This is a genomic window from Kitasatospora sp. NPDC022785 (assembly GCF_055561295.1).
The window spans coordinates 1-17,523 of record NZ_JBVHHB010000043.1 but is presented as its reverse complement, the minus strand read 5'-3'; the positions used below and the strand labels follow the sequence as shown (position 1 = coordinate 17,523).

15 protein-coding genes are annotated in these 17,523 nt (G+C 75.0%); 10 read left to right on the top strand and 5 right to left on the bottom strand.

Going from position 1 to position 17,523, the window contains the following annotated elements; translation table 11 throughout:
• Window positions 1-13: 13 nt before the first annotated feature.
• Window positions 14-505, bottom strand: a complete 492-nt coding sequence (locus ACZ3YO_RS38220; RefSeq protein WP_465578678.1) for an SgcJ/EcaC family oxidoreductase — start codon at window positions 503-505, stop codon at window positions 14-16.
• 6 nt (window positions 506-511) lie between these two features.
• On the opposite strand from ACZ3YO_RS38220, the gene ACZ3YO_RS38215 reads away from it, so the two are divergent.
• On the top strand, window positions 512-1,480 hold the full coding sequence (locus ACZ3YO_RS38215) for a DNA-3-methyladenine glycosylase family protein (RefSeq protein WP_465554693.1): 969 nt from the start codon (window positions 512-514) through the stop codon (window positions 1,478-1,480).
• Window positions 1,481-1,513: 33 nt separating this feature from the next.
• Here ACZ3YO_RS38215 and ACZ3YO_RS38210 read toward each other — a convergent pair whose 3' ends face one another.
• The 3 genes from ACZ3YO_RS38210 to ACZ3YO_RS38200 form a co-directional block, all read right to left on the bottom strand.
• Window positions 1,514-2,806 (bottom strand): coenzyme F420-0:L-glutamate ligase, encoded by a 1,293-nt coding sequence (locus tag ACZ3YO_RS38210; protein ID WP_465578675.1) that lies wholly within the window; start codon window positions 2,804-2,806, stop codon window positions 1,514-1,516.
• Window positions 2,807-2,846: 40 nt separating this feature from the next.
• On the bottom strand, window positions 2,847-3,806 hold the full coding sequence (gene cofD, locus ACZ3YO_RS38205) for a 2-phospho-L-lactate transferase (protein WP_465578673.1): 960 nt from the start codon (window positions 3,804-3,806) through the stop codon (window positions 2,847-2,849).
• 68 nt (window positions 3,807-3,874) lie between these two features.
• The gene (locus tag ACZ3YO_RS38200) at window positions 3,875-4,390 is read right to left on the bottom strand and encodes a cysteine dioxygenase (RefSeq protein ID WP_465578718.1); all 516 of its coding nucleotides are present in this window, start codon (window positions 4,388-4,390) and stop codon (window positions 3,875-3,877) included.
• A gap of 756 nt (window positions 4,391-5,146) precedes the next feature.
• Here ACZ3YO_RS38200 and ACZ3YO_RS38195 point away from each other — a divergent pair.
• The 3 genes from ACZ3YO_RS38195 (at window position 5,147) to ACZ3YO_RS38185 (ending at window position 11,270) form a co-directional block, all read left to right on the top strand.
• Window positions 5,147-5,419 (top strand): WhiB family transcriptional regulator, encoded by a 273-nt coding sequence (locus ACZ3YO_RS38195; RefSeq protein WP_148644569.1) that lies wholly within the window; start codon window positions 5,147-5,149, stop codon window positions 5,417-5,419.
• Window positions 5,420-5,657: 238 nt separating this feature from the next.
• Window positions 5,658-9,548: a glycosyltransferase family 2 protein gene (locus ACZ3YO_RS38190; RefSeq protein WP_465578671.1), complete on the top strand. Its 3,891-nt coding sequence runs from the start codon at window positions 5,658-5,660 to the stop codon at window positions 9,546-9,548.
• A gap of 6 nt (window positions 9,549-9,554) precedes the next feature.
• Complete coding sequence (locus ACZ3YO_RS38185; protein WP_465578669.1) at window positions 9,555-11,270, top strand: DUF5719 family protein; 1,716 nt, start codon at window positions 9,555-9,557, stop codon at window positions 11,268-11,270.
• 75 nt (window positions 11,271-11,345) lie between these two features.
• Here the strand turns inward: ACZ3YO_RS38185 and ACZ3YO_RS38180 are convergent, their stop codons facing one another.
• Window positions 11,346-11,798: a metallopeptidase family protein gene (locus ACZ3YO_RS38180; protein WP_465578667.1), complete on the bottom strand. Its 453-nt coding sequence runs from the start codon at window positions 11,796-11,798 to the stop codon at window positions 11,346-11,348.
• Window positions 11,799-12,038: 240 nt separating this feature from the next.
• Between ACZ3YO_RS38180 and ACZ3YO_RS38175 the strand changes: the two genes are divergently transcribed.
• From ACZ3YO_RS38175 to ACZ3YO_RS38150, 6 genes are all read left to right on the top strand, one after another.
• A complete protein-coding gene (locus ACZ3YO_RS38175; protein ID WP_360192635.1) occupies window positions 12,039-12,404 on the top strand; it encodes a DUF3499 domain-containing protein in 366 nt (121 codons plus the stop codon).
• Window positions 12,405-12,576: 172 nt separating this feature from the next.
• Window positions 12,577-14,010: a phosphomannomutase/phosphoglucomutase gene (locus ACZ3YO_RS38170; protein ID WP_465578665.1), complete on the top strand. Its 1,434-nt coding sequence runs from the start codon at window positions 12,577-12,579 to the stop codon at window positions 14,008-14,010.
• Between the two features lie 154 nt (window positions 14,011-14,164).
• Window positions 14,165-14,347, top strand: a complete 183-nt coding sequence (locus ACZ3YO_RS38165; RefSeq protein ID WP_396325779.1) for a Trm112 family protein — start codon at window positions 14,165-14,167, stop codon at window positions 14,345-14,347.
• A gap of 71 nt (window positions 14,348-14,418) precedes the next feature.
• Window positions 14,419-15,675: an SIS domain-containing protein gene (locus tag ACZ3YO_RS38160; RefSeq protein ID WP_465578662.1), complete on the top strand. Its 1,257-nt coding sequence runs from the start codon at window positions 14,419-14,421 to the stop codon at window positions 15,673-15,675.
• Between the two features lie 87 nt (window positions 15,676-15,762).
• Window positions 15,763-16,737 (top strand): cation diffusion facilitator family transporter, encoded by a 975-nt coding sequence (locus ACZ3YO_RS38155; RefSeq protein WP_465554706.1) that lies wholly within the window; start codon window positions 15,763-15,765, stop codon window positions 16,735-16,737.
• Window positions 16,738-17,059: 322 nt separating this feature from the next.
• The coding region (locus ACZ3YO_RS38150) for an adenosylhomocysteinase (RefSeq protein WP_465578660.1) at window positions 17,060-17,523 on the top strand (464 nt) is incomplete at its 3' end.

Genomic DNA, 17,523 nt, shown 5'->3' with positions numbered 1-17,523 from the left:
GCGGCTCCGCGCCCTACACCGGCCCCGGTCCGCGTCCGATCAGCGTCCGCAGCTCCGCGGTGAGTGCCCGCGCGAGGTCCGGCCGCAGGTCGTACCGGGCCGGGGTGTTCTGCAGCAGCGCGATCCGCCAGCCCGTCCCCGCGTTGACCGCGATCACCGTCTGCAGGGCGTTCAGCGCCGGATCGAGGTCCTCGGCGTCGTCCGGCACCAGCCCCGCGACGGCGTCCAGCTGGGCCACCCCCGGCCCCAGCCCCCGGATCCGCCGGACCTTGGCGACGTACTCGGGGGTGACGTGGTCCGCGAAGATCCGCCCCAGCTCGGCGGCGATCACCGAGCGGCCGCTGTGCCGGGTGCCGTCGAACCCGATCACCTCGCCGTCCCCGGCGAACGGCCCGGCGAAGGCCGCGCCGTCCCGCAGGTTCCAGCCCTCCAGCGCCCGGTGGTAGAGCGCCCGGACGGCGCCCTCGTCCGCGGGGGACAGCTCCGGCAGCCGCGTATCGTTCATAACCCCATGGTCGGCGGAGAGCGAAGGAGGTGCACGGCGGTGACAGCCCCCGCGGCGACGAGCGAAGGCGCGGTACGCCGCTGGCGCCCCGGCTTCCCCCTGGACGCGGCCCGCACCCTGCTGCCGCTGCGCCGCGGCCCTGCCGACCCGGCGTACCGGACGACCGGCGACGGCGCGCTCTGGCGGGCCTCCCGCACCCCGGCCGGCATCGGCACCCTGCGCGTGCTGGCCCGCCCCGCCGAGGGCACGGTCGAGGCGAACGCCTGGGGCCCGGGCGCGGAGTGGCTGCTGGACAAGCTGCCGGTCCTGCTCGGCGCAGAGGACGACCCGGCCGGCCTGGTGCTCCCGCCCGGCCCGCTGCGCGACGCCCAGCGACGGGTGGCCGGGGTCCGGCTGGCCCGGACGGGGCTGGTGATGGAGTCACTGGTGCCGGCGATCCTGGAGCAGAAGGTCACCACCAGCGAGGCGTACCGCGCCTGGCGGACGCTGCTGCGCGACTTCGGCACGCCGGCACCCGGTCCGGCCGAGGGCATGCGGGTGGCGCCGTCGGCCCGCGAGTGGGCGCTCGTCCCCAGCTGGGAGTGGCACCGCGCCGGCGTGGACCCGAAGCGCTCGGCGACGGTCGTGCGCGCGGTCCGGCTGGCCCCGCGGCTGGAGGAGGCCGCCGCGATGGACCACACCGAGGCTTTTGCCCGCCTCACCGCGGTGCCGGGCATCGGGATCTGGACGGCCGCCGAGACCCTCCAGCGCAGCAACGGCGACCCGGACGCGGTCTCGGTCGGCGACTACCACCTGCCCAACCTGGTCGGCTGGGCCCTGGCCGGCCGGCCCCGCAGCGACGACGCCCAGATGCTCGCGCTGCTGGAGCCCTACCGGCCCCACCGCCACCGCCTCTGCCGTCTCCTCCTCGCCACCGGCACCCACGCCCCCCGTTACGGCCCCCGCCTCACCCCCAACGACCACAGGGGGAGATGAGCGACCGCCGGGACGCGTCGCCGGCTCCGGCCCCTACCGCACCTCGATGAAGGCGTCCGCGCTGCGGTCGGGGCGCTCGCGCGGGGGCTCGGCCGGGCGGCCGACGGCGATGGCGCCCATCGGGTCCCATCCGGCGGGGAGGTCGAGGGCCTCGCGGACGGTGTCGCGGCAGAACATGGTGGAGGAGACCCAGGCGGAGCCGTAGCCCTCGCCGGTGAGGGCGACCAGGAGGTTCTGCACGGCCGCGCCGATGGCGACGGTGAACATCTCGCGTTCGGCGGTGGCCCGGCGCCGGTCGGGGTAGTCGTGCGAGCCGTCCATCACCAGGCAGGGGACCACCAGGTACGGCGCGGCGCGCAGGACGTCGCCCCGGGCGGTGCGGCGGGCGATCCTGGCGTCGTCCCAGCCGTCGAGTTCGCGCAGGTCGCGCTGCCAGGCGGCGAGCATCGCGTCCAGCAGCACCGTCCGGGTCTCCGGCGACTCCAGCAGCACGAACCGCCAGGGCGTCGTGTGGTGCGGGGCGGGCGCGGTGACGGCGGCGGCGACGGCGCGGCGGACGGCGCCGGGGTCGACCGGTTCGGGGCCGAAGGCGCGGATGGTGCGCCGCAGGGTGACGGCCTGCCGCAGCGCCTCGGAGGTGCCTAGCCGGAACATGTCGTCGGCGGCGGGGCGGATCAGCGGCCGGGTGCCCTCGCCGTCCTCAGCGGTGACCAGGTGGCCGAGGCCGCGGACCACGGCGACCGGGGTGCCGGTGGCCTTGCCCTTCACCAGGTCGGCGGCGGCGGCGAGTTCGTCGGCCGTCGCGGTGACGGTGAGGGCCAGCTCGTTGCCGTGGGAGTCGGTGCGGCCCCGGTGGTCCTCCAGGACGGGCAGCCCGGCGGCGCCGATGGCGACGTCGGTGAGCCCGTTGCGCCAGGGCCGGCCGAAGGTGTCGGTGACGACGACGGCGAGCCGGCGGCCGGTGAGCTGCTGGAGGTGGGCCCGAAGCGCGCGGGCGGAGGCGTCCGGGTCCTCGGGCAGCAGCAGCACGGTGCCGGGGGCGGTGTTGGAGGCGTCGACGCCGGCGGCGGCCATCACCAGGCCGTTGCGGTTCTCGACGATCCGGGCCGGGCCGCGCCGGGCGACCACCCGGACGGTCTCGGCGTCGATCGCGGCCTCGCGGTCGACGGCGTGCAGCAGCCGGCCCTCCGCCTTGCTGACGATCTTCGAGGTGACGAGCAGGATGTCGCCGTCCTCGTACGTGGCGGCCTTGGCGATCAGCCCGGCGAGGTCGGCACCGGCGTCGATCTCGGGCAGCCCCTCGACCGGCAGGATGTGCAGGCTCATGCGCCCGCCTCGCCGGACGCAGGGCTCGTGCCCCGAACGCTCACGCGCGGACCTGCTCGGCGAGCGCCAGCGCGGCCCGGGCCATCTCGGCGGTGGCGTCGACGTCCGTCATCAGCAGCGGGACGGCGCGGCAGGCGATCCCGCCGGCCTCGACGGCGGCGACCGCGGCCTCGTCGGCGGTGTCCACCAGCCAGCCGTCCAGCAGCGCGGAGCCGTAGTCCAGTGCGACGGCCTCCGCGGTGGCCTCGACGCCGACGGCGGCGAGCACCTTGTCGGCCATGCCGCGCACCGGCGCCCCGCCGATGATCGGGGAGAGCCCGACCACCGGTGCGGAGGCGGCGGCGACCGCGGCCCGGATGCCGGGGACGGCGAGGATGGTGCCGATCGAGACGACCGGGTTGGACGGCGGGAAGAGGATCACGTCGGCGGCGGCGATGGCCTCCAGCACGCCGGGCGCGGGCTTGGCGGTGTCCGCGCCGACCGGGATGATCGCCTCGGCGTCGACGGCGGCGTGCAGCCGGACCCAGTACTCCTGGAAGTGGACGGCCCGGGTCCCGTCCCCGTCCGTGATCTTCACGTGTGTCTCGACCCGGTCGTCGCTCATCGGCAGCAGCCGGACGCCCGGCTTCCAGCGCACGCAGAGCGCCTCGGTGACCTGGCTGAGGGTGTACCCGGCGGTGAGCATCTGGCTGCGGACGAGGTGGGTGGCGAAGTCGCGGTCGCCGAGCCCGAACCACTCGGGCCCGACGCCGTACTCCTTCATCTCGGCCTTGATCGACCAGGTCTCGTCGGTCCGGCCCCAGCCCTGCTCCTCATGGATGCCGCCGCCGAGGGTGTACATGACGGTGTCGAGGTCGGGGCAGACCTTCAGGCCGTAGAGGTGGATGTCGTCACCGGTGTTGCCGATGACGGTGATCTCGTCCTCCGGACCGATGGCCTCCCGGAGTCCGCGCAGGAAACGCGCTCCGCCGATCCCGCCTGCCAGTGCCACGATGCGCATGCGCCCATCCTGCCACGGCCCGACAGGTCGTCAGCCCGACCCTCGACCGACCGCTGCCGCGCCCGCCGTCAGCGGGCCTCGGCCTGCTCCTGCGGGTGCTGCTCGGGGACGGCGGTGCCGCCGTACTGGTTCATCTCGGTCAGGCCCGGCGCGTAGAGGTGGATGGAGACGGCGGGCTCCAGCGCGCCGTTGACCACCTCGTGCAGGTAGCCGGAGGAGAAGACCCGCTGCCCGCCGGGCCTGAGGGTGCGGGCGCCTTCGCCCGCGTGCGTGAGGGAGCGCTCGATCAGCTCACCCTGGACGACGGTCATCACCCCGGAGGAGACGCCGTGGTCGTGGAACCCGCTGCTCTGGCCGGGCAGCCAGCTGAGCAGCCAGACCTCGTAGCCGGGGCCGGTCTCCAGGCGGGAGTACCAGCGGGTGAGCGCGTCGTAGCGGACCAGCGGCTCCCATCGTGCGCGGTCGGCGGCGATCTCGCGGACCAGTCGGGCGTAGCCGGCGACGGTGGTGGGGTGGCTGGGCAGGTCGGTGCGGGCCAGGTGCGGGAAGGCGAGCGGATCGCCGGCGATGGAGACGTCGCTCAGGCCGTCGGCCCACGCCTGACCGGGGTGCACGGTCTGCGCGGGGTGAACGGCGCGGGCGGGTGCGGAGGGAGGGGCGGTCGGGGCGAGGCCGTGGTGGGCCGGCTTGTTGCGGTCGCGGTTCCGCTTGCGGATGCGGGTCGTTCGCACGGGGTCGTCCTCGGAGTACGGCTGGTTCGTCGGGGGATCAGCCGGATCCGGGATGTCCTGGGGCGGGAATCGCGGGCGGCCTCTGTGCTTCCTGGGCGGCGCGCGGTGGGACGCGGGCGCCTAGATACAGCAGGAACAGAGGCGACAACAAGAGTTCGCGGCAGGGCGAAGCGTGGAACCGCTCCGGGTGCTGGCCAACTCTGACATGGGGGAAAGGAGACCGCATGCGGGAGGCCGGTGTCAAGTCCGGAGCTGGGGCATTCGGGCGGGTTAGGTCATGAAGTACCCGATGGGGTGATAAATCACCCTCTATGTTTCGATGGGAAGATCGCCGGGAAGGCAGGCCGATGACCGGCCTGTGACGGTGACTGCACGTCACTCGGCGGAGGGTTGCGAATGGTTCGATGCCATCCGGGCAGTAAGTCCGATGTGTCCGAATATGTACACTATTCGTAACGGCTTGGTGCCGGGGAGTGAATCCTGGCCCCAATACCAGAGCTCGGCTTGACTGGGCCAGAGTGACGCAACTGTAATTTCACTCGTGTCGTCAGCCGCACGAGGCAACGGCAACCACGGGGACGCCAAATAGGGGCAGAGGAGGCGCGCCACATGAGCGAGCTCTTTGAGCTGTTGATCGGTGACGGCATCGAGGAGGAAGAAGAGGAACTCGGCTGGCAGGAGCGCGCGCTGTGCGCCCAGACCGACCCCGAGTCCTTCTTCCCGGAGAAGGGCGGCTCCACCCGCGAGGCCAAGAAGGTCTGCCTCGCCTGTGAGGTCCGCTCCGAGTGCCTGGAGTACGCCCTCGCCAACGACGAGCGGTTCGGTATCTGGGGCGGCCTCTCCGAGCGCGAGCGCCGTCGGCTCAAGAAGAGCGCGGTCTGAGCGGGTCGCCCCTGACCCTGCTGACCCTGCGACAACCACACAGCTGTTACGGGCGCCTCACCGCGGTGGTGGGGCGCTTTCGTGTTCCCGGGCCCGTACGGGCGTCCCCGGCGTCCGCCGTCCACAGCCTCTCCACGGACACCGCGGACAAAGGCGCCATCCGGAGCCGTTAGTGTGGTGCGCCATCCGGTTGCCGTTCACCGGCTGTGTCCACCGAGAACTGGGGCCCGCGCACTCGATGACCGTCTACAGCCACCAGAGCGGCTTCACCGCTGCCAGGCCGCCCGCCTATCCGCGTCACCTGGTCACCGCCGTGATCGTCTCGCACGACGGCGCCCGCTGGCTGCCGCAGGCCCTGGCCGGCCTGCTCGGCCAGGACCGCCAGGTCCAGCGGGTGCTCGCCGTCGACACCGGCTCCACCGACAACTCCCCGCAGCTGCTCGCCAAGGCGCTCGACGACTTCGGCCACGCCGACGGGATGCCGGACGGCGGCCCGATCATTCTCGGCCGCCGGGCCGGCTTCGGCACCGCCGTCGGCGAGGCCGTCTTCAACAGCCCGCCGCTGCGGCCCGAGGACCTGCCGTACCGGCTCGACCCCTCCGGGTACGACCCGGTCACCGGCGGCTGGGACGACTTCGGCGACCCGCTCGGCCACGAGGACGACCTCGGCCGCGGCGGCCCCCGCGAGACCCAGCCGGTCGAGTGGCTCTGGCTCCTGCACGACGACTGCGAACCGCAGACCGATGCGCTGCGCCGGCTGCTCCAGGTCGCCGACTCCACCCCCAGCGCCGCCGTCGTCGGCCCCAAGCTGCGCAGCTGGTACGACCGCCGCCAGCTGCTCGAGGTCGGCGTCAGCATCGCCCGCTCCGGCCGCCGCTGGACCGGGCTGGACCGCCGCGAGCAGGACCAGGGCCAGCACGACCAGGTCCGCCCGGTGCTCGCCGTCTCCACCGCCGGCATGCTGGTGCGCCGCGACGTCTTCGAGGAGCTCGGCGGCTTCGACAAGGCGCTGCCGCTGATGCGCGACGACACCGACTTCTGCTGGCGGGTCAACGCCGCCGGCCACCGCGTCGTCATCGCCCCCGACGCGGTGCTGCGGCACGCCGAGGCGGCCAGCCGCGAGCGCCGCGTCATCGACTGCGGCCCCACCCACCCGCACCGGGTGGACAAGGCCGGCGCCGTCTTCACCCTCCTCGCCAACTCCAAGGGCCTGCTCTTCCCCTACGTCCTGCTCCGGCTGGTGCTCGGGACCCTGCTGCGGGTCGTCACCAACCTGCTCGGCAAGGACCCGAAGCAGGCCTTCGACGAACTGGCCGGCCTGAGCCACGAACTGGTCCGGCTGCCCCGGCTGCTGGCCGCCCGCAAACGACGGGCCCGGCTGCGGGCCGCCGACGCGCTGGACGACCGGACGCTCTTCCCCGCGCCGGGCGCGACCGCCAGGCTCGCCGTCGAGGGTGTGATCAGCTCCCTCGGCATAGGGGGCGCCGACGACTCCGGGGCCGGCCGCCACGGCTCGGTCGAGGCCGGACCGGGCGACGAGGACACCGAGGACCTGGTCGTCGAGCAGTTCGCGCTGATCAAGAAGCTGGCCCGGCGCCCGGCACCGGTGCTCTTCGCCGCCCTGCTGGTCTTCGCCCTGGTCGCCTGCCGCGGCCTGCTCGGCGGCGGCGAGCTCTTCGGTGGCGCGCTGCTGCCCGCCACCGGCGGTGCCGGCGGCCTCTGGTCGATGTACGCGGACGCCTGGCACCCCGTCGGCACCGGCTCCACCGCCGCCGCGCCGCCGTACCTCGGCGTGCTGTCGGTGCTCTCCTGGATGCTGTTCGACCACGCCGACCTCGCGGTCACCCTGCTGGTCGTCCTCTCGGTGCCGCTCGCCGCCGTCAGCGCCTACCTGGTCTCCCGGCCGCTGCTCGACTCCAAGCTCGTCCGCGCCTGGGCCAGCGCCACCTACGCGCTGCTGCCCGCCGCCACCGGCGCGCTCGCCCAGGGCCGGATCGGCACCGCCGTGCTGGCCGTGCTGCTGCCGCCGCTGGCCCGCGCGGCCGCCATCTCCGCCGGCCTCGGCATCCGCGCCGAGAGCGCCGCCAAGGGCGCCCGGCCCGGCTGGCGGCCCGTCTGGATGGCCGTCCTCCTGCTCACCCTGGCCACCGCGTTCGTCCCGCTGGTCTGGGCGCTGGCCGTACCGCTCTGCCTGGCCGTGCTGGCCGCAGCGGTGGTGCGCGGCGGGGCGTTCGGCTCCGGCGCGCAGGCGCTGCGCCTGCTCGGGCTGCGCGTCCTGGTGATCCTCGCGGTGCCCGTGCTGGTGCTCGCGCCCTGGTCGCTGCAGGTGCTCTCGCACCCGCAGCGGCTGCTGCTGGAGGCCGGCCTGCCCGGCCTGCACGGCGGCGGCGCGAGCGCGCTCGGCCTGGTGCTGGTCAACCCCGGCGGCGCCGGGGTGCCACCGGTCTGGCTCTCGGCAGGCGTGGTGCTCGCCGCGCTGGCCGCCCTGCTGCGCGCCGACCGCCGCCGCGCGGTGCTCGCCGCCTGGGGCGCCGCCGGGGCCTCCATGGTCTTCGCGGTCGCCGTGGCCGGTACCTCGGTGACCCCCGCCTCCGGCGGCCCGGCCGTGCCCGCCTGGGCCGGCCCGGCCTCCCTGCTCGCCGGTATCGCCCTGCTCGCCGCCGCCGCGATCGGCGCCGACGGCGCCAACGCCCGCGTGGCCGGCATCGCCTTCGGCTGGCGCCAGCCGGTCGCCGCCCTGGTGGTGGCCGCCGCCGTGCTCGCCCCGCTGGGCACCGGCCTCTGGTGGGCCGTCACCGGTGCCGACGGCCCGCTGCACCGGTCGCAGGCCGCCCAGGTGCCCGCGTTCATCGCCGAGGAGGCCGGCACCACCGACCGTGCCCGCACCCTCGTCGTCACCGGTGACCCGAAGGGCGGCTCCGTCCGCTACACCCTGGTGCGTGGCGCCGGCCTGACACTCGGCCAGGCCGAGTCCACGGTGGACCCGGAGACCGGGACCATCGCGGGCCTGAACAAGGTGGTCGGCAGCCTGCTGGCCGGCTCCGGCGCCGACCAGGCCGGCGCGCTCACCGGCTACGGCATCGCGTACGTGCTGGTGGACCGGCCGGCGATCGCCGCCTTCAAGGACGTCCTGGACACCACCCCCGGCCTGGTCAAGGCCAACCAGGACGACGGCGCCGCACTCTGGCAGGTCAACGGCGCCCCGGCGGCCCGTGCCCTGATCACCGCCCCCGGCGCCACGGCGGTCGTGGTCCCCTCCGGCGAGCGCGACCTCGACGCCACCGTCCCGGCCGGCCCCGAAGGCCGGGTGCTCCGCCTCGCCGAGGCCGCCGCCCCGGAGTGGAAGGCCACCCTGGACGGCACCGCGCTGGAGGCCACCACCGTCGACGGCTGGGCACAGGGCTTCAAGCTCCCGGCCGGCGGCGGCAAGCTGGTCGTCACCCGCGAGGGCGGCTTCCTGCACACCGGCTGGATCTGGGCGCAGCTGCTGCTCGGCCTGACCCTCCTGGTGCTGGCCCTGCCCGGCCGCCGCAGCCACAAGGACGACGACCTGCCCGAGGAGGTGGTCGCCGCCGCCGCGCTGGCCGCCGCCGCCCAGGCGCAGGCGCCCGCCCCCGGCAGCCGCCGGGCCCGCCGGATGGCCGAACGCGAGGGCGGCGAGGGCGGCGACGGGGACGGCGGCGTGTACGAGGGGCGGCCGGGCGCGATCCCGGCGCAGCCCGCCGGCGACCCGCCGGTCGAGGCGGTCCGGGCGGCCGCCGCCGTCGAGGAGAGCGAGCCGTACGCCGACCCGTACCAGGGCTACCAGCAAGCCGACCCGTACAGCTACGACCCGTACACCGCCCAGCAGCCGGTGGCCGCGCCCTACGGCGGCCAGGGGTACGGCCCCGACGGCTACCCGCAGCAGCAGGCCTACCCGCAGCAGGGCGGCCAGCCCGGTTACGAGCAGTACCCGCAGGACCAGCAGTACGGCTACGACCCCTACCAGCAGGACGGTCAGCAGCCCTGGGTGCCGGGGCAGCCGCAGGGCGAGGTCTACTACGACCCCAATGCCCCGCACGACCCGCAGGATCCCGACCATCCCCACGGGCCGGGCCGGTACCCGCACCACCACGGATCGGGGAGCTGACCCGCGATGAAGAAGCCCGCGTTCAAGAAGAAGACGCAGGACCAGGCCGGCGCCGTGCCGGCGGACGCCGCCGGGTTCTCCGCAGGCCCGGGGGCACCCGGGCCCGACGGCGCCCCCCGGTCGTCCGGCGGGACGAGGACCACCCAGTCGCTGCTGGCCGCCGCGGCCGTGCTCGCCGTGGTGTTCGGCATCGCCGAGCTGCGCCCGCCGGCCACACCGGCCGGTGCCGACCGGGGCGGCGTCGCCAGCTCGGCGCAGGTCGAGCGGACGGCCGCGGTCTGCCCGCAGCCGCTCCAGGGCCTGACCGGCTCCACCAGCCTCACCGCCTACACCCCGCCCGGCGGCACGGCCGGCGCGGACGGAGCGGCCCCCGGGGCCGGCTGGATCACCGACGCGGCCGCCCCCGCCACCCCGCCGACCGCCGCGCCCTCGGCGACGCCGTCCGCCGCCGCGCCCCCGGCCCCGGCGCCGTCCGCGTCCGGCGCGCCCGCCCCCGACAAGGGCGGCGCACCCTCCGACGCCCGGCTGACCCTGGCCAAGCCCGGCACCCCGGTCACCGGCCCCGCGGCCAACGGCGACACCGCGCCCGGCGCCGGCGCGGTCGCCAACGGCGCCCTCGCGCCCGGTTTCACCGTCACCCAGACCACCACCGTCACCGAGCAGCGCGGGCTGGGCCTGTCCGGCATCACCTGCACCCCGGCCGGCACCAGCTTCTGGTTCGCCGGCGCCAGCACGGCCGGCGACCGCACCGACTACGTCAGCCTCGTCAACCCCGAGGCCACCGCCGCCGTCGTCGACATCAAGCTGTACGGCGACAAGGGCCTGATCGAGAACGACGCGGCCAACAGCATCACCGTCGCCGCCGGCAGCTCGCAGTCCGTCCTGCTGCCGACCATCAGCAAGGGCCAGGTCGCCGACCTCGCCGTGCACGTGGTGGCCCGCACCGGCCGGGTCGGCGCCGCCCTGCACGCGGCCGACGGCAGCAAGGGCGCCGACTGGGTGCCCGCCTCGGCGGACCCGGCGGCCACCCAGGTGCTCCCCGGGCTGCCCGCCGACACCGCCGGCGCCCGCCTGGTGGTCTGGGCGCCGCCGGAGGACGACGCCGACCTGAAGATCGAGCTCTCCGGCAAGAACGGCTGGTTCACCCCGGCCGGCAACGAGTCGATCCACGTCAAGGCCGGCATGGTGGCCGCCGTCGACCTCGGCAAGATCACCCGCGACGAGGTGGCCGGCCTGCGTCTGTCGCCCAGCGACACCAAGCACCCCACCCCGGTCGTGGCCGGCCTGCGGATCGACCGCGCCGGCCAGAGCGGCAAGTCCGACGCGGCCTGGCTGGCCGGCACCGTCCCGGTCGGCGCCCGCGCCACCGTGGCCGACAACCGGGGCGGAGGCGCCAGCACGCTGTTCCTCACCTCCGCAGGCGAGGCCGCCACCGTCAAGGTCACCGCCTCGGCCGGCACCGGCGGCGGCACCCCGGTCAGCAAGGACGTCCAGCTGCCGGCCGGCGGCACGGTCGCCATCCCGGCGCCCGAGCCCGGCGGGTTGAACGGCAGCTTCGCGCTCACCGTGGAGACCGTCTCCGGCGGGCCGGTCATGGCTGCCCGGATGCTCGCGATCCCCGCGAAGGACGTCCCGATGTTCACCGTCCAGGCGCTGCGCGACGACCGCAGCAGCGTCAAGGTCCCGCAGGCCGCCCAGGACCCGGGCGTCGTGCTGCGCTGACCCGCCGACGGCGAAGGGGCGGTACCCGGGCCTCCGGGTACCGCCCCTTCGTCGTCACACCTGCGCGTCGCCGCGTCAGTCCTCGTCGTAGCGGGGGTCGATGGCGTCCGGCGACAGCCCCAGCAGCTCCGCCACCTGCTCGATCAGGACCTCGTGCACCAGCGCCGCGCGGTCCTCCCGTGACTTGGCCCGGATCTCCACCGGCCGCCGGTACACCACGATCTGGCTCTTGCGCCCCTGCTGCCCCGGCGACACCCGGCCCAGCGGCACCCCGCCGTCCGCGTCCGGGCCGTCCGTCTCGTGCAGCGGCACCTCCTGGACGGCGAACTCCACCTCGATCAGCTGCGGCCAGCGCCGTTCGAGACGCTCCACCGACTCGCGCACGTAGTCGTCGAACAACTCGGAGCGGGTGAGCGAGATCGGCACCTGCGGAGGCGCCAGCGGGCCGCGCAGACCCCGGCCGTGCCGGTCGCGGTGCCGGGGGCGGCGCGAAGGTCCCGTCGATGACTGCGGTGCAGAGCTGTCCATATCACTGCCGAGGGTAGTCCTTGGACGGTCGGAAGTGGACCACCCCGGCGCCGAATCGCCCGGGGCGGAGGGGGCGCGCATGAGCGAGCGGACCGAGCAGATCACCGGGGGTGCGCCTTGCACGACGCGCCCGCCGACCGGGGCGAGGGGGGTGTCGAAGGCGCGCCGACCGCGACACGGCACACCCTCCGGACAGGCGGTCTTCGCTCCCCGGCGAGGAGTGCTGTACCGTCCACCCTCGTGAGCTCTGTACGTCGTTGTTCGCGGACCGCGTGCGGCCGACCGGCCGTCGCGACGCTGACGTACGTCTACGCGGACTCCACCGCCGTCCTCGGCCCCCTCGCGACCTACGCCGAGCCGCACTGCTACGACCTGTGCGCCGAGCACGCCGAACGCCTCACCGCCCCGCGCGGCTGGGAGGTCGTCCGGCTCGCCGCCGAGGCAGGCCCGCTGCGCCGCAGCAGCGATGACCTCGAAGCGCTCGCCAACGCCGTCCGCGAGGCCGCCCGCCCGCAGACCCCCCGTCAGGGCCGCGGCCCCGAGGGCGAGTCGACCGAGGCCGGCCGCCGCGGGCACCTGCGGGTGCTGCGCTCGCCCGACAACTGAGCCCGACGGCCGAGCCCGACGACTCAGCCCCGACGCTCAGCCCCGCCCGGGCCCCGCCCCACCCGTTCGAACCCCGCCCCACCCCTGCCGCGGACCGGCCGTCCGCCGCCTCCCGGTACGCTGCCCCCCTGTCCGGGCACCGACCGGTGCCGTACTCGGACGTATCGTGACCATGGGCGACCAGCCCGCCGATCAGACAGAGAACCAGGGTGGAGCCGCAGTGCGCGACCTCAAGCAGCTCGTGAAGGCGTACGACGTACGAGGCGTGGTCCCGGACCAGTGGGACGAGAGCCTCGCGCGCGCCTTCGGCGCCGCGTTCGTGCAGGTCACCGGAGCGTCCGCGATCGTGGTCGGCCACGACATGCGGCCCTCCTCCCCGTCGCTCAGCCGGGCCTTCGCCGAGGGCGCCGCCGCATACGGCGCCGACGTGGTCGAGATCGGCCTCTGCTCGACCGACCAGCTGTACTACGCCAGCGGCAAGCTCGACCTGCCCGGCGCGATGTTCACCGCCAGCCACAACCCGGCCCAGTACAACGGCATCAAGCTCTGCCGGGCCGGCGCCGCCCCGGTCGGCCAGGACACCGGCCTCTCCGAGATCCGCGAGCTGGTCGAGTCCTGGACCGGCGAGGACGACACCGTCACCGTCCCGGCGCTCGACGTCAAGCCCGGCGGGCTGTCCGCCCAGGACACCCTGCGCGGTTACGCCGACCACCTGCTCGGCCTGGTCGACCTCACCGCGATCCGCCCGCTCAAGGTCGCCGTCGACGCCGGCAACGGCATGGGCGGCCACACCGTGCCGACCGTCTTCGACGGCCTGCCGATCGAGCTCGTCCCGATGTACTTCGAGTTGGACGGCACCTTCCCCAACCACGAGGCCAACCCGCTCGACCCCAAGAACCTGGTCGACCTCCAGGCCAGGGTGCGCGAGGTCGGCGCCGACATCGGTCTCGCCTTCGACGGTGACGCCGACCGCTGCTTCGTCGTCGACGAGCGCGGCGAGCCGGTCTCCCCGTCCGCGATCACCGCGCTGGTCGCCGCCCGCGAGATCGCCCGCGCCCGGGCCGCCGGCGAGGACGAGCCGACCGTCATCCACAACCTGATCACCTCCTGGACCGTCCCCGAGGTGGTCCGCGAGCTCGGCGGCAAGCCCGTCCGCACCCGGGTCGGCCACTCCTTCATCAAGCAGGAGATGGCCGAGACCGACGCGGTCTTCGGCGGCGAGCACTCCGCGCACTACTACTTCCGCGACTTCTGGCGCGCCGACACCGGCATGCTGGCCGCCCTGCACGTGCTGGCCGCCCTCGGCGGGCAGCCGGGCACCCTCTCGGCGCTCACCGCCGAGTACGACCGGTACGCCGCCTCCGGCGAGATCAACAGCACCGTCGCCGACCAGGCCGACCGCTCCGCCGCCGTCCGCGCCGCCTACGCCGACCTGGAGGGCACCACGGTGGACGAGCTCGACGGCCTCACCGTGGCCGGCCCGGACTGGTGGTTCAACCTGCGCGCCTCCAACACCGAGCCGCTGCTGCGCCTCAACGTCGAGGCCAAGGACCCGGCGAGGATGGCCGAGCTGCGCGACGGCGTCCTCGCCATCGTCCGCGCCTGACGGACGCGGTCCGGGCGCGGCCCGGACGTACGCGGCCTCGCGCACGCGCCTGACGCACGCCCGTGGTGCCCCGGCCGGTAGGGTTTCCTCTCGGCCGGGGCACCGCCGTGCCACCCCTCCGACCCCGCCACCCGAGACTGGGAGCCCGAACGCCATGAAGCTCGAATCCTTCCTGCTGGAGATCCTGGTCTGCCCGCAGTGCCGGGCCGCGCTCACCGAGGGCGGCACCGAGGACCACCCCGAGCTGGTCTGCACCGCCGAGAGCTGCGGCCTCGCCTACCCCGTCCGCGACGGCATTCCGGTGCTGCTGGTGGACGAGGCCCGCCGCCCGGCCTGATCCTTGGGTCGGACACCCGCACCCCGACCCCGCAGCCCTCAGCGCCCAGCCAGCAGCCGGAGGCCAGCCGCATGCTCGACGACACCCTGCTCGACGACCCGGCCGCCCTCCAGCGCGCCGACCACGACCGTGCCCTGCTCGCCCTGGCCGGTGCCGGTGCCCGGGTGCGCACCGCGCTGCGGCTCGCCGACACGGCCGGCCTCGACCGGCTGCGTCCCGACGGGCGCCCGCGCGCGGTGCTGGTCGCCGGCCACGGCAGTGCCCTGACGGCGGCCGAGATCCTCGCCGCCCTGGCCGGCACCGCCGTCCTGGTCTCCCCGCTGGGGCCCACCGACGCCGCGTACGTCCCGCGCACCGACCGGGCCGCCGCCCCGCCCGTCTTCACCGCCGGACTGGCCTGGCAGCTCCCCGGCTGGGCCGGGCCGCTCGACCTGCTGGTCGTCAGCTCCGCCGACGGCGGGGAGCAGGGCCTGATCGCGCTCGCCGAGCAGGCGTACGCCCGCGGCTGCGCCATCGTGGTCACCGCCCCGGCCGGCAGCCCGCTCGCCGAGGCCGCCCTCCAGGTGCGCGCGCTGCCGCTGCCGTACGTCCCGCCGAACCTGCCCGACGACGGCACGCCGTCGCCCGGCCCGGCCGCCGAGCCCGACCTGCCGGCCGAGGACCCGGCCGCGCTCTGGGCCCACCTCACCCCCCTGCTCGCGCTCACCCAGAAGCTCGGCGTCACCCAGCTCCCGTACGACGCGCCGGCCGCCACCGCCGACCTGCTGGACGCGGCCGCCGTCCGCTGCCGGCCGGACGCCGCCGCGTACACCAACCCGGCCAAGGGCCTGGCCGCCCGGCTGGCCGGCACCGTCCCGCTGCTCTGGGCCGAGGGCCCGGTGGCCGGGGCGGCCGCCGCCCGGTTCGCCGCCCAGCTGGCCGAGCGGGCCGGCCGCCCGGCGTTGGCCGGGCAACTGCCGCAGGTGCTCACCGCGCACCGCGGCATGTTCACCGGGCAGCTCGGCGCGGGCGCCGACCCCGAGGACTTCTTCCGCGACCGGGTCGACGAGCCGGACCCGCTGCACCTCCAGGTGCTGCTGCTGCGGCACGTCCCCGGCACCCCGGGCGGCCCGCCCGACGAGGAGACGGGCCCGGCCGAGGTGCCGGCCGAGGACGAGGGCCCGCGCAGCTTCGGCGCCGCCCGGGCGCACCGGCTGGCCGCCGCCCACGGCGTCCGGCTCACCGAGTACGCCAGCGCCCGGCCCGACCCGCTGCACGCGCTCGCCGACCTGGTCGCGCTGACCGACTTCGCCGCCGTGTACCTGGGGCTCGCGGCAGCGCAGTCCTGAGCCCGGGGGCGGAGGCCCGGTACCGTATGCGCTCGACAACGACTGAGCGCGGGCTGAACGGCCCCCGGCGGAGGGACCCACCCGAGCATGAGCACCGAAGGCGGTACCAAGGCCCTGGTCGCGGCCCTGTCCGCGAACCTGGGCATCGCGGTCGGCAAGTTCGTGGCCTTCGCGTTCTCCGGCTCGTCCTCGATGCTGGCCGAGGGTGTCCACTCGCTGGCCGACTCGGGCAACCAGGTACTGCTGCTGGTCGGCGGCAAGCGCTCGCAGCGCAGGGCCACCCCCGAGCACCCGTTCGGCTACGGGCGCGAGCGCTACATCTACGCCTTCCTGGTCTCGATCGTGCTGTTCAGCGTCGGCGGCATGTTCGCCCTCTACGAGGGCTACGAGAAGATCGCCCACCCGCACGAGCTGGACAACTGGTACTGGCCGGTCGGCGTGCTGCTCCTGGCCATCGGCCTGGAGGCCTGGTCCTTCTTCACCGCCTACCGCGAGGCCGTCAAGGACAAGGGCGTGCACGGCTGGCCCGCCTACATCCGCCGGGCCAAGGCGCCGGAGCTGCCGGTCGTCCTGCTGGAGGACACCGGCGCGCTGATCGGCCTGGTGCTGGCGCTGTTCGGCGTCGGCCTGACCGCGATCACCGGGGACGGCGTCTGGGACGGCATCGGCACCCTGTCCATCGGTGTGCTGCTGATCGCCATCGCGATCGTGCTGGTGCTGGAGACGAGGTCGCTGCTGATCGGCGAGTCCGCCCACCCCGAGGTGGTGGCCGAGATCCGCGACGCCCTGGTCGACCACGACACCGTCACCCGCGTCATCCACATGCGCACCATGCACCTCGGCCCGGAGGAGCTGCTGGTCGCCGCGAAGATCGCGGTCAACGCGGAGGACACCGCGGCGCAGGTGGCCGCCGCGATCGACGCCGCCGAGGTGCGCGTCCGGCGGGCCGTCTCGATCGCCCGCGTCATCTACCTGGAGCCGGACATCTACAGCGCCGAGAAGGAGGCCGCGGGCGACGACCCGTACGCCACCCCCGGCGGTCCGGTACCGGGCGCGCACTGAACCCGGCACGCACGGGCTCCTTCGGGCCGGGCGCGGCGGCCGAATCCGGTCGTACCGGGCCGGTGCGCGGGGCCGTCGGTGTAGATTCGTCACCAGAGCCAGAACGTCGCTGCTGATGGCGGTCGATCGGTGGTCCCGTGCCCGCGAGGGTGCGCGCCGGTCGAGGGAGAGAGGTCCTCCGACGGTATGTGCCGAGCAGCAGGGAGCCGGTCCCACCGCGGACGGCCGATCCGGCGTTGCCGCGCACCCGTGCGGCCCGCCGTGCTGTGACGCACCCTGAGGACCTTGGCCATGCCCCACCCCATCAGCGAGGAGCAGACGCATGTCGACCGACATCACCGGTGACTTCAAGGTTGCCGACCTTTCCCTGGCGCCGTTCGGGCGCAAGGAGATCCAGCTGGCCGAGCACGAGATGCCCGGCCTGATGTCCATCCGTGCGGAGTACGCCGCGGCGCAGCCGCTGGCCGGTGCGCGGATCACCGGTTCGCTGCACATGACGGTGCAGACCGCGGTGCTGATCGAGACCCTGACGGCGCTGGGTGCCGAGGTCCGCTGGTGCTCGTGCAACATCTTCTCCACCCAGGACCACGCGGCCGCGGCGATCGCGGTCGGTCCGGAGGGCACGGCGGAGAACCCGCGGGGTGTTCCGGTGTTCGCCTGGAAGGGCGAGACGCTGGAGGAGTACTGGTGGTGCACCGAGCAGGCGCTGACCTGGCCGGACGGGCAGACCCCGAACATGATCCTGGACGACGGCGGTGACGCCACGCTGCTGATCCACAAGGGTGT

Excerpts from the sequence above, each read along its gene's own strand:
- ACZ3YO_RS38165 (WP_396325779.1), top strand. The coding sequence starts at position 14,165 with ATGAAGCTCGAATCCTTCCTGCTGGAGATCCTGGTCTGCCCGCAGTGC.
- ACZ3YO_RS38215 (WP_465554693.1), top strand. The coding sequence starts at position 512 with ATGGTCGGCGGAGAGCGAAGGAGGTGCACGGCGGTGACAGCCCCCGCG.
- ACZ3YO_RS38155 (WP_465554706.1), top strand. The coding sequence starts at position 15,763 with ATGAGCACCGAAGGCGGTACCAAGGCCCTGGTCGCGGCCCTGTCCGCG.
- ACZ3YO_RS38185 (WP_465578669.1), top strand. The coding sequence starts at position 9,555 with ATGAAGAAGCCCGCGTTCAAGAAGAAGACGCAGGACCAGGCCGGCGCC.
- ACZ3YO_RS38160 (WP_465578662.1), top strand. The coding sequence starts at position 14,419 with ATGCTCGACGACACCCTGCTCGACGACCCGGCCGCCCTCCAGCGCGCC.
- ACZ3YO_RS38195 (WP_148644569.1), top strand. The coding sequence starts at position 5,147 with ATGAGCGAGCTCTTTGAGCTGTTGATCGGTGACGGCATCGAGGAGGAA.
- ACZ3YO_RS38210 (WP_465578675.1), bottom strand. The coding sequence starts at position 2,806 with ATGAGCCTGCACATCCTGCCGGTCGAGGGGCTGCCCGAGATCGACGCC.
- ACZ3YO_RS38220 (WP_465578678.1), bottom strand. The coding sequence starts at position 505 with ATGAACGATACGCGGCTGCCGGAGCTGTCCCCCGCGGACGAGGGCGCC.
- cofD (WP_465578673.1), bottom strand. The coding sequence starts at position 3,806 with ATGCGCATCGTGGCACTGGCAGGCGGGATCGGCGGAGCGCGTTTCCTG.
- ACZ3YO_RS38190 (WP_465578671.1), top strand. The coding sequence starts at position 5,658 with ATGACCGTCTACAGCCACCAGAGCGGCTTCACCGCTGCCAGGCCGCCC.
- ACZ3YO_RS38180 (WP_465578667.1), bottom strand. The coding sequence starts at position 11,798 with ATGGACAGCTCTGCACCGCAGTCATCGACGGGACCTTCGCGCCGCCCC.
- ACZ3YO_RS38170 (WP_465578665.1), top strand. The coding sequence starts at position 12,577 with ATGGGCGACCAGCCCGCCGATCAGACAGAGAACCAGGGTGGAGCCGCA.